The organism is Bacillus sp. FSL K6-1106, from assembly GCF_038005245.1.
GTDB lineage: Bacteria > Bacillota > Bacilli > Bacillales > Bacillaceae > Bacillus > Bacillus altitudinis.
Genome location: NZ_JBBOSV010000001.1, coordinates 247,857 through 259,967, shown reverse-complemented (window position 1 = coordinate 259,967; position 12,111 = coordinate 247,857). Strand labels below are relative to the sequence as shown.

Sequence of the window (12,111 nt, the reverse complement as noted above, 5' to 3'; positions counted from 1 at the left end):
AACTACGACACCCCTTGTATCATTTTTCCGTCTAACATCTCTGGATGAATGATGGATTGAAATTCCTGATCTGCTGATAATCCACTTAGACTCATCCCAACAAAACACTTCGCTGGCTGGATCATATGCGTTTTTGTATAAAGGACGACCGTATCTGGTTTAAAGCATAGTAGAAACCCGTGATCATGACCGACTGCGCGATACGGAACGAGTCTTAAACGATCAAGCAGCGGAAAATGGTCATCAAGCTTTTGCATCACTTCAACAGGATGAAACTGTTTCATTTTTTCTATAAATGGCTCTCCGAAAATAGATGTGAGCTGATCGAGCTGGACGATCATGACAGGTGTTTTCGTCAATGGATCATACAGCTGATTTCCAGAATCGACCAGACCATTTAAGCGGATTGTTTCTCCTTGAATGTGTATCTCCACAAGTACTTGTTCGTCATATTGTCTTTTTTTCGCACCAACCTCTCCTAATCGTTTCTTTGAAAACAGCCAAATGGCCGGAAAGCCAGTGAGAACAAAAAGCCAGCTAATGGGATCACCAAATCCATCATTTTGTGAAATAAGCAGTCCATCTTGAATGACTGTATTTGTCTGCAAAAACGAATGAACCCCGATCATGCCCCCTCCCATCAAAAATGTGACAAAGTAAAAAGCAAACAGGTTTTGAAAAAAGGAACGAAATCTTTGAAAGCCAAAGGTTCCAAGCACGATCAAGACAGAAAAAAGCAGTTTGCCTAAAGGGTGCGACACAATCATTGCAAATGGCGTAAAGAGCAAGAGAACAATGCTCGATCCAATGAGAGCTCCTAACATATATCGCCTTTTTTTCACTTGTCGTTTGAGAATAAATGCCGTGAGTAAGAGCAGCAATAGATCAAAACAAAAGTTTAACAGCCAAATGACATCTAAATAAATGACCACCTTCTGCTCCTTTCATCTGAAACAAAGAATCAAAAGCAGTACTTGCACTTGTTTGTACCAGTATAAAACAGTCATCGGATGGAAGTCTGTCAATTCTTGTAGGGGATGATAGAGAACTTTTGGTGGATTGTTATCGTTTTTGTCGACGTATGAGACAGAAAGAACATCCGAATGATTTGTTGGACAAGTGTCTCCTCTATCAATTACACAAAAAAAGACACGCTCCGAAGAGTCGTGTCTTTTTCGCTGTCATTCTTTCTCATTGATGGTGAGTGTTCCTTCTGCCTTCTGTCTTGTGACATTTCCATAATCATCTTTGACAATGACTTCAATCACTGCACCTTTTGCTTTTGCAATAGATGTCGCCGTCCAGTAGCCTTCATACGTTCCCGGTGCTACTTCACGAATCGGCAGTTCGGTTGTGTTTTGAAGTTTTGATCTAGCATTTGTCAGCGGCATATGAAGAACAAAGGTGGCATCTAGCTTTTCCCTGCTTTTAAATGAAATCTTAACCGATTCACCTGATGATAGATTCATATTGTCTTTTGGCGTTAATTCAGAAATGACAGGTGCATCATATTGTACATCGATGTCGACCTTTTTAGTCGTTTTGTTTCCAGCCGCATCTTTTGCTGTCACTTTGATTGTATTTTTCCCGTTCTCAAGCAGCACCCTTGCAGAATATGCCCCATCCTTTACGGTCGCTTTTTTTCCATTGACTGTGACTTGATCTAGATAATCATCCGCTACTTTCCCTTCCACCGTGAGTGATTCTCTATTAGACTTGTCGCCTTTTTTCGGTGTATCAATGGTCAACGTCGGTGCTGTTTGATCGATGATCACCTTGACTGGCTTGGAATGTTTTGTTGAGCCTTTATCCGTTACAGTCGCCGCCGTGAAGACATGCTCTCCACTTGGAACAGATACATTTTCTTTGAAAGTACCCGACTCATCTGATTTGACGTTGGCCACCTCTTCATCATTCTGATAAATGGCCACATCGAGATCCGGAGAGGCTGTGCCTTCAATCGTCAATTCACCTTTATTTGTAATGGTTCCTTCCTTTGGAGAAGTGATTTCTGGTACATCTGCTTCATAGTTTACGAGCGCACGAATCATATAATTCCCCTCTTCTTTCGGAGAAGGAGAAAAAGCACCGCTCGTCAGCTGCCAGCTTCTTTCAGCATTAGGGCCATCTTCATCTGTGGCAAGTCCCGGAGATTCGGTATTCTTTTTCGTTTGAATATAAACAAGATAGAAATCACCATCTACTGTAATGGCTTGATCTTCTAAATCTACTTTTGTCCATTCACCATTACGCAGCGCATTTGCTTTTAAAGGTCCTGCGATTTTCTCACCTGGTGCGCCACCCTTCCCAGAAGCATCATATACTTCAACAGCAAATTCATCGCCTCCAGGAGCTGGCCATTCTGATGTCCAAAACCGGAAAAGACCACCTGTGACTTGTGCTTGTTTCTTTCCTTTTTCTAATGAAAACTTTACAGCCCAGCCATTGCCAGGATCGTAGAAAGCCCGCGCATTTTCAGCCGTGCCATCATCGTAGCCAATCTCTCCCGGAAAGCCGATAAAAGGCTCAAGTTTCACTGACTTTTCAAGTGGCTTTTCCGTCACATCCGCTGTAAACGTATAGCCTTTAAACCCCTTTGCAAAAATTTTGACTGTATAGACACCGCTTAATGCCTCTAGAGAAAATTCACCGGATTCATCTGTTTTCACCGGCTCAATTTTTGCGTCCTCCACAAGATAAACAGTTGCATTCTTCACCTTTTCACCAGTTGTTTCATTGACGACCGTGCCGGAGATCGTTCGTTTCTCTAGCGGCTGTAAAGAGAAATTCGCTTCTGCTGTTTCTTTTGATGCCACTTTGACTTTTTGGGACCGTGATTCAAAGCCGTAAGCTTCCGCTTTCACTGTCCATTCTCCTGCTCCTTGAGACAGCTGATATTTCCCTGTCGCTTCATCGGTGGAAGTTGATTTTCCGCTTTCTAGAACACTGATTTGTGCTTTCATTGGAAGTGCTTGAATAGACGGAGCATCATGACTGTTTTGCTTTTGAATGTGTACATGTTTATTTTTTACTTTAGCAGGCTTTGCCTTTTTTGGATCAACTGATTTCTTATTCTGGCTTGTGGATTTTTCTTTTTTGATCACACCTAGCTGGTTCTTGGCTTGTTGAGACAAAGCCTCATCTGTGATTTTCACATCATCTAAATAAAAGCCATCTTTTGTGACACTGCCATCTGTTCTTATCTGAAACAGGACTCTCACTTTTTGCCCTTTATAAGCAGATAAATCAACTTCGCCTGCTGTCCACGCATTTGTTTTCCCCGTATAAGCTGTCACTTGAACGGCGTCTTCACCCTCTGGCTGTACATAGACATGCACATAATCATAATTGGCTTCGAGATCATGCCAGTATTGATATTGCAGGTAGGAAGAACCTGAATCTGGTACAGCAATGAGCGGCATAGACAAATTGGCGTCCGTTTTATTTTCATAAGGACTGTCTAAATTGGTGGCATAGACATGTTCCCCGCTAAATGCTTGTTTTGGACCTGTGGACGGTTTTCCCCACTGCCACGGATCTTTTGTTCCACCACTGAACCATCCACTTGGCCATGCTTCAAAATCTTGTGAGTAGCCAGTGGTGATGGATGTTTTAATTGGAAGTGTATAAGAATCTGATGCCGCTTCATTTTCTCCAAAATCTTTCACAATCCATCGGTACGTCACGTTTTCCCCCTCAAGTTCAGGGAGCTGCACCGTATAGGTTCCTTTCAAATGATTTCCATCCGTGCGGTTGGCTTGCAACGTCTCCCATTCACCTTGATCTACTCGGTAAGTCAAAGAAACATTTGCCACTGCTATCCCATCTTCTGCAGTGATGGTCAATGGGGTTGGCGTTGCAGCAAAAATTTCATTCGGACCTTTATGTGAAAAAACAGGTGGTTCTGTATCTTCTCCCTCTTTTGTCACCTGGCCTTCAATCGTACCGATTCCATTGGTTAAAGCAGTAATCGCCTCTCTTGCATCAACTAACCCTGCCCCATAGCCGTTGTTAGGGGATTCAGGAAATTGCTGATCTGTCAGTGGTTTCGCTGTCTCAATGAGAATTTGCTGAATTTCATCAACAGAAAGGTCTGATTGCACTTGGCGAAGAAGAAGAACAACAGCTGAGACATGCGGACCTGCCATCGATGTACCATTCCACCCATCCTCATATCCTTTTCCCGGGATCGAAGAACGAATGTTTACTCCCGGAGCAGCAATATCTGGTTTCATTACGCCATATGGAGATGGACCCTGAAGGGAGAAAGACCCTAACTTGTTGTCCTGGTCTGTTGCGCCTGTAGCAAACGCTTCCTGATAGTTAGCGGGATTTGCAATCGAACCCGCGCCGCCTGGATTGAATAAATCGGTATTACCGGCTGAAAATTCTGGAAAGATGTCTGCTGCTCTCCAAGCATTCACTACATCTTTATACCAATCATCAAGACCTGGCCCACCGCCCCACGAATTATTCACAACATCAGGTGCCTTTTCTGGGTGAGGATTTCCGTTTTGATCTTTCGGTGCTAAAATCCATTCACCGGCATCTAACAGATCAGCATCTGTACCGCCATCTTCTGAAAAAGCTTTCACTGCAATCCATTCTGCTCCCGGTGCGACCCCAATTTGATTCTTTCCATCTGGCTCAGAACCAACCATTGTGCCTGTCACATGGGTCCCGTGCTCCAAGTCATCATAAGGGACTTCAGAGCCTGTCGTGGCATCATACCAATTCAGTTCATGAGATGGTTCGTTCGGACGAGCAGGATTAAACCCGCGGTATTTTTCTTTTAGCGCAGGATGATCCCATTCGACACCTGTATCAATACTTGCCACAACGGTTCCAGTCCCGTCATAGCCTAAATCCCACGCTTCAGGTGCATGCACCTGAGCAATATTCCATTCGACTCCATCTACTGCTTTGATTTGTTTGTTTGGCTTAGCATGCTTCAAATCAACAGGACGATGAAGTTGACGTGTTTCATTCGGCAGCACATGAGCTACTTCTGGAAAAGAAGCAACCTTTTCCATCACTTCTTTTGTTGCCGTCACAGCTAGACCATTCACAATATAGTAGGAATGAATATCTTTCACTTGCTTATTCTTTTTTTCCTTTTGTAAATACGCTAGGAGCGCTTGCTGCGTTTCATCAGATGTTGCTCTCAGCTCAGATACAACGGCTGATCTTTTTGTGTACTGCATTTTAGCCGCGGTTAATTTTTGTTTTTTTGCTTTTGATACAGCTTCTTTTGCTACTTTTTGTACATTCGTTTGTTCCTTCATTTTGACTAAGAAGGTCACCTTATCTTCCTTTTGAAACTGCTTCTTTAATCTCGAAGAAATCTTGGCTTTTGTTGTCTTAGAGGAAACGGCTTCCTCCTGATATGAGGTAGAAGTCGATTTTGCTTGAACCATCCCAAAGCTTGTCATCGTTAAAGTACCAATCACCAAAAGACTCATGAAACGATAGACGGCGGTTTTGCGAAACTTCACTTTCAATAAAATCCCTCCTCCTCAAATGGTCAAACAGTGTGTATCCTGCCCCTCCCCCTTCTTTTTGATCATGACAAGTTTCATGGTGTTCTCATTAATGTAGTCAAATAAAGTTCAACATTTTGTCGTTTTTTGTAAAGGGAATTAAAAATGATTCTTTTGACTTAAAAGACTCAAACCAAAACACATACGATAGTTCCAAATAACACGTCGGAAACAAGACTTTTATATCAATCAGGCTCAGGATCTTCTCACCATGCAGACATAAAAAAACCCCTTCCAAAGGAAGGGGATGAATCGTGCTTGCTTATCGTTTGTTGCGGTTACGTAAGAACGTTGGGATATCCAATGTATCATCACTTGACTGTGTATTTTGTCTTGGTTGTGATGATGTTTGCTGATGTTCCTCACGTTTTACTTCACGCTTTTGTGGAATGGATTGATTTTGCTTTAATCCTTGTCCTAATGGATTTCTTTGAGGTTTTGTCACTTCCGGCTCTTGCTCAATAAAACCGGTTGCGATGACTGTGACCACAATTTCATCCTTCAAGTTATCATTAATGACAGATCCAAAGATCATGTTGACATCTTCATCAGAGGCTGATGCAACAATATCCGCTGCTTCTTGTACCTCATAAAGACTAAGGTTCGTACCACCCGTAATATTCATGATAACACCTTGTGCTCCATCAATCGCTGTTTCAAGAAGTGGTGAAGAAATGGCTTTTTTCGCTGCTTCAGCAGCACGGTTTTCGCCTGTTGCGACACCAATTCCCATAAGAGCTGAACCTTTGTTAGACATGATCGTTTTCACATCAGCAAAGTCAAGGTTAATTAAACCTGGTGTTGCAATGAGATCTGAGATCCCTTGAACACCTTGTCTTAACACGTTATCTGCTGCACGGAATGCTTCAAGCATTGGCGTGTTTTTATCGACAATTTCAAGCAGGCGATCGTTTGGAATCACGATTAACGTATCAACTGCTTCTTTCATAGAAGCAATCCCTTCAACTGCTTGAAGCTGACGCTTTCTTCCTTCAAATGTGAAAGGACGAGTCACAACTCCAACTGTCAAGGCTCCAGAATCTTTTGCGATTTTCGCAATGACAGGTGCAGCACCCGTACCAGTTCCACCGCCCATACCGGCTGTCACAAAGACCATGTCAGCGCCTTTTAGGACTTCTTCAATTTGTTCTTTGCTTTCTTCAGCAGCTTTTTTACCGACTTCAGGATTCGCACCTGCTCCAAGCCCTCTTGTCAGCTTAGCACCGATTTGCATTTTTGTTTCTGCTTTTGATAAGTTTAACGCCTGTGCATCTGTATTCACTGCAATAAAATCGACACCCTGTACGTCATTTTCAATCATTCGGTTGACAGCGTTATTTCCGCCGCCACCTACACCGATTACTTTAATTGATGCTAGGCCGTCTATATTTGTTTCAAACTCCAACATGCTGAATCCTCCTAATCCGTCGAAAATCTAGTTCTATTCCCAGAACATATTAAATAGTTTTTTCATTTTGCCCGGTTTTTTATTTGTCTCTTGTTGCGCTTTTTGTTTCACTTTCGGTCTTGGCTGAGCTTCTTTTACTTGTGGTGTAGAAGAAACCGGCTCCATGGACGCGCCTACTTCATGAAATGCTTCATCCGGCATTTGGAATCCAACCTGTCTGCCCTGAATCTTTGCATTGCGATAAGCAAAATGGATCAGGCCCACTCCTGTCATATATTGAGGTTCCCTGACCCCAATATAATTAGGACTTGCGATTCTTACATTGTTTTGTAAGACCGTTTGTGCCAGAGAAAGGATACCTGGTATAGCTGCCTGTCCACCTGTTAGAACGAATCCGCCAGGCAAATCATGGACACCCATATTGCGTAATTCCTCTGCCACAAAAAGCAGAATCTCTTCTAATCGTGCTTCAATGATATTGGCTGCTTCAAGTTGTGTATACGTCTGTTTTTGGTCCGTACCGATGACGGAAACTTCAAATGTCTCCTCAGACGATGCCTCATCATAGAATGCATGCCCAAATTGCTTTTTGATTCGTTCAGCTTCTTCAGTGGAAGTTCTAAGTCCTATAGACAAATCTTTTGTAATGTTCTCTCCGCCCAATGGGATACTGTGAGTAGAATAGAGATGCCCGTTTTCAAATACGGATATCGTAGTAGAGCCGCCGCCAATATCGACAAGAGCTACCCCTAGATTTTTTTCATCTTTCGATAACGCCGCTGAACCCGATGCGAGTGGCTGCAAGCAAATATCCATAATTTCAATACCAGCCCGCTCTACACACCGGAGCCAGTTATGTAGAATCGTTTTAGAACCTGTTATTAACGATCCATCCACTTCTAGCCGTACACCTAGCATTTTTTTCGGATCTGTGATCTCATCTCTTCCGTCGACGATAAATTGTCTCGGAATTACGTCTACTACGAGATGTTCTTGCGGAATAGATACTACTTGTGCAGCATCCAAGACACGTCTCACATCTTCAGCATGTATTTCTTTATTTTCACTAGACACTGCGACCACGCCGCTCGTATTCTGAATATGAATGTGGTTTCCGTTAATTCCGACTATCGCCTTTTGTAAAGGAAAACCTACCATTCTCTCAGCCTGTTCAAATGCTTGTCTAATAGAATGAACTGTTTCATCTATATCAACAATCGATCCTTTTTTTAACCCCTCTGAAGGGACATTTCCAACACCTATAATGTTAAGCGAATCATCCGCCATTTCTCCGACGATGACTTTTATATTGGATGTACCGATGTCAAGGCTGACGTAAATTTCATTGTTGTTCATTCTATGGCACCTCCTCACATATCAATACTTTCTATTCTATTATTTGCTGAACAACAATACAATGAATGTGTTTTTACAAGTGTGTAACAAAACTTAAAAAATCAACATTTTTTATTAGGATTACTGAAAATATTCGTTACATCATATGTATATCCTTTTTTATGACTCACTTTTTTTCTTTTTTTCTCTAGAAATTGTCCATTTTGTTAGTAGAATTCTTCGAATAACGGCGATATTTTGAAACAATCTAACACCGAATGCAAACATTCCGACTAAATACAAGTCTACACCAAGATGGACGCCCAGAAAAGCTAAACTTATTGCGAGTATAATATTAAAGAAGAAACCTGATACAAACACTAGTTCATCGTATGCCCCTTGCAGATGTGCTCTGATTCCACCAATCAATGTATCAAGCGCAGCAAGTACAGCGAGGGAAAGATAGTTAGAATACTCATTCGGTATCGTAAAATTCGTTAAGAAACCGATCGCAACTCCTATGATTAAACCAAGTACAGGAAGCCACATTAAGATTTTCCCTCCTTTACATCGTCAAGAGGCTTCAATTCATTTAATTGAATTGTACCGTCAAATGCTTTTAAATGAATTTTTTTCTTCGGCGGTCTAATACTCAAACTGAAATTTTCCTGAGCAAACAAATCACCAATATCTGATACATTTAAACGGCTGTATAATTTATCGGCCTGCTCACTGACCATCTTAATCGTGACTGTATCACCATCTATGCTGTAACCATCCATTTTAGTCGTACCATTAATATCTCGAATAACACTGGTGTTAATCACCCGGTGTTCATTAATGGAAATATGTTTTGCCCCAAACATATTGGCTTCGTTGATTAATTTTTTCAGAAGATCAGGTGGTATATTTTTGACTTCTTCTCCGGTAAGTTCCTTAGAAAAAAGCTGAGTAATTTCTATTTCAACTCCTTCACCCGTTACCTCTGTAAAACCAGCCTTTTCTTTCAAATCCTTCAACGTTTTTGTTAATTGTGCTTCTTTTGATTGATCTTCTTGGTTGCCATACTTTTTTAGCATTTCATCATATTTATCAATTTCTTTCAATAAATCCAGTTCTTTACTTTTAGATGCAGATAAATCCTCTCTTAATTCCCAAACGTCTCGAGTATCGCGAACTTTAGGCTTTTGTAGAGAGTTAAACTGGATGGAGACCATGATGCCAAATATAACCATCAGGACTGTCAAACTAAGTAATGGCTTCTTTTTCCTCAACACCACTCACCTTTTCACATTTAATCTTTGTTTCTTAGAAGAGGATTCATACGAATATCCTTCTTTTCAATCGTCATGGAAATATGATCACTTGTCAGCTGATCAACCACCCCGCCTGCAATGTTTAATGCAGGAATTAAAACAGCTGGATCTCCAATAGCAGAAATGACAAATGGTGCTGGATGTTGAACACCATCAACCGTGACGACTGGACCGTTACAATGTATGTATGATTGGTGTGTGATTCTTTGTCCGTTTATAGCTACAGCAGATGCCCCTGATATAAATAGTTCGTTTATCACATGGAAAATGTGGCTCTCATGCACAATGTAATTATTGACATTTTGTCCACTCGGGATATAAGATGCATCTTCAAGAGATACTTTTACCCCTTTCCCTTTTACACCTACTTCTCCTGTAAACATTCTGTATTTCTCAACATCTTCCAAAACATTAAAATACTGCTCTTTTTCATTTTTCAAACCAAACTCTGTTTCTTGGACCTTTGATTGAAGACGATAAAGTTCTTTTTCAAGTTTTTGATTCGCCTTTTCTTGCTTTGTTAGCTGACTTTTCAAAGAATATTCTTTTTTCCATTGTTCTGTTCGATTGACATCTGCTCGATGCTGCTTCGTATATTGGTATGAAAAAGAAATCAGAAATCCAAGAACAAGCATTACAATTGAGAATATGACGGTTTTGCCTCTCAACGTTCATCTTCCTTTTTCTTAGATTTAAAAGCTTCAAAATATGTGGCTACTTCCATATGAATCGTACCTTTCTCAGAGGAGGAAAGCTCTTTGACAATGGCAGGGTACGTCGTCATTTTATCTGCGAATGTTTTAATTGATGCAATAACGGTGTTTCCATCATTCATATAAAATTTAACGAGCCACTGATTGGAGCTAGTCGGTACGTAATATACTTCTGAGATTAGTTCCTGAATAGAAGCCGGCAGTTGATTCAGAGCTTTCACTGTTTGCTTCAATTTCTCTTTATTGTCCCAATCGACAAAAATAGGTCCTGCGTGACTTGGCGTTACTTCATCTGGCAAAGCCGTCCCGTTTTCAAGAAGCTCATAATAAAAATGTCCCTTTTGCAGATACGCAATATTTGCATACTCTTTGACAGCAATACTGACCTTATTAGGGAAATGTTTTTTGATACTGACACTTTTAATCAATTTATTTTGCTTTATATGGTCTGCTGTCATATCTTTATTTAAGTTCCAAAACTCTGTCTCGCCTTCTTTAATTTGCGAAAGTTTAACGAGCTGTTTTGTTGGTACATGTTCATTACCGGTAATGGTTAAAGAAGAAATTTTACTGATTGGTGTTTGCAAATAGACAATAATTAAAACCATGATAAAAAACAGCAAAATAAAAGAGATTAATCTCCGATTCGCTTTCTGCTTCCTTTGTTCTTTAATTTTAGGGATTCGCTCTTCTATATTGACGATCTTTTCATTTTCATGATCAGGCCGCATATATACTCTTCACCTCATTCAAAGCTGCTTGTCCGCACCTTTGGATCATTCTTTATCTCATATTGATTAGAAAACAAACGGCATGAAAAAATGCCGTTTGTTTTCCTGTGATACCATCATTCATAAGTAGTAGCCTTTAATTTGCTTCACCAATAATTTCTACTTCTGTATGCATCTCTACATTGTAGTCATCTTTGATTTTCTTTTGAATGTACTGAATTAAGTCGAGCACATCTTGAGCCTTCGCCCCACCAGCATTGACAATAAAGTTTCCGTGCATATCAGAAATTCTAGCGCCGCCAACCTGATATCCTTTTAAATTCGCCTTTTCTACAAGCTGTCCTGCATATTCAGGTAATGGATTTCGGAAAATACTGCCGGCGCATGGTTTATTATACGGTTGAGTTTCCTTGCGATAATCTTTATTTTGCTGCATTTTCTTTGTGATTTTCTCACGTTCGTCCTGTTTAAGCTTGAACACTGCTTCGAGAACAATTCCAGGGCGTTCCTTTTGAAGCACAGAAGTTCGATAGCTAAAGTTCATTTGCTCATTAGTTAACCACTCGATCGTTCCATCTTCAAATAAGACTCTCGCTTTCACAAGAATCTTGCTAATGTCAGATCCATGTGCCCCTGCATTCATATAAACAGCGCCACCAATAGATCCTGGAATACCAGCTGCGAATTCCAATCCTGACAGCCCCTGCTTACTAAGAGACGTCGCGAGTCTTACAACTGAATAGCCTCCACCAACTGTAATTTCTTCATCATTGACAGTTAAGTGATCAAGCCCAGCGCCCAGCTTTAAAACGACCCCTCGAATTCCTTTATCAAGGACAAGTAAATTGGATCCTCTCCCAATGACCGTCCATTGAGTATCATGTTTTTTTACCTGATCCATAATTGTTTTGACAGCATCGATATCTTTAGGGATGACTAATAGATCGGCCGGTCCGCCTATTTTCATTGTCGTATGATTTGCAAGCGGTTCATTTTCAAGTACTTTACCAACTTGCGCTTCTAATAATTCATTCTTCAAGTTCTCCATATTACCCTCCGCCTTACCTC

The 12,111-nt window shown here is 40.9% G+C and carries 9 protein-coding genes; all 9 read right to left on the bottom strand.

Features of this window, described 5'->3' with window-relative positions:
• Positions 1-2: 2 nt before the first annotated feature.
• On the bottom strand, positions 3-932 hold the full coding sequence (gene spoIIGA / locus MHI20_RS01355; RefSeq protein WP_017367198.1) for a sigma-E processing peptidase SpoIIGA: 930 nt from the start codon (positions 930-932) through the stop codon (positions 3-5).
• Between the two features lie 249 nt (positions 933-1,181).
• Entirely contained in the window at positions 1,182-5,501 is a 4,320-nt protein-coding gene (locus MHI20_RS01350; protein ID WP_414642606.1) for a S8 family serine peptidase, read from the bottom strand.
• Positions 5,502-5,802: 301 nt separating this feature from the next.
• Positions 5,803-6,948 (bottom strand): cell division protein FtsZ, encoded by a 1,146-nt coding sequence (gene ftsZ, locus MHI20_RS01345; RefSeq protein WP_007499752.1) that lies wholly within the window; start codon positions 6,946-6,948, stop codon positions 5,803-5,805.
• 33 nt (positions 6,949-6,981) lie between these two features.
• Positions 6,982-8,304 (bottom strand): cell division protein FtsA, encoded by a 1,323-nt coding sequence (ftsA, locus tag MHI20_RS01340; protein WP_007499754.1) that lies wholly within the window; start codon positions 8,302-8,304, stop codon positions 6,982-6,984.
• Positions 8,305-8,463: 159 nt separating this feature from the next.
• The gene (locus tag MHI20_RS01335; protein WP_003210988.1) at positions 8,464-8,832 is read right to left on the bottom strand and encodes a small basic family protein; all 369 of its coding nucleotides are present in this window, start codon (positions 8,830-8,832) and stop codon (positions 8,464-8,466) included.
• The gene (locus MHI20_RS01330) at positions 8,832-9,557 is read right to left on the bottom strand and encodes a DUF881 domain-containing protein (protein WP_007499758.1); all 726 of its coding nucleotides are present in this window, start codon (positions 9,555-9,557) and stop codon (positions 8,832-8,834) included. Before MHI20_RS01330 ends, MHI20_RS01335 begins: the two co-directional genes overlap by 1 nt.
• A 20-nt stretch (positions 9,558-9,577) precedes the next feature.
• Positions 9,578-10,267 (bottom strand): DUF881 domain-containing protein, encoded by a 690-nt coding sequence (locus MHI20_RS01325; RefSeq protein ID WP_340936364.1) that lies wholly within the window; start codon positions 10,265-10,267, stop codon positions 9,578-9,580.
• On the bottom strand, positions 10,264-11,043 hold the full coding sequence (locus MHI20_RS01320; RefSeq protein ID WP_007499762.1) for a cell division protein FtsQ/DivIB: 780 nt from the start codon (positions 11,041-11,043) through the stop codon (positions 10,264-10,266). Before MHI20_RS01320 ends, MHI20_RS01325 begins: the two co-directional genes overlap by 4 nt.
• Before the next feature lie 136 nt (positions 11,044-11,179).
• Complete coding sequence (murB, locus tag MHI20_RS01315; RefSeq protein ID WP_340936363.1) at positions 11,180-12,091, bottom strand: UDP-N-acetylmuramate dehydrogenase; 912 nt, start codon at positions 12,089-12,091, stop codon at positions 11,180-11,182.
• Between the last annotated feature and the right edge of the window lie 20 nt (positions 12,092-12,111).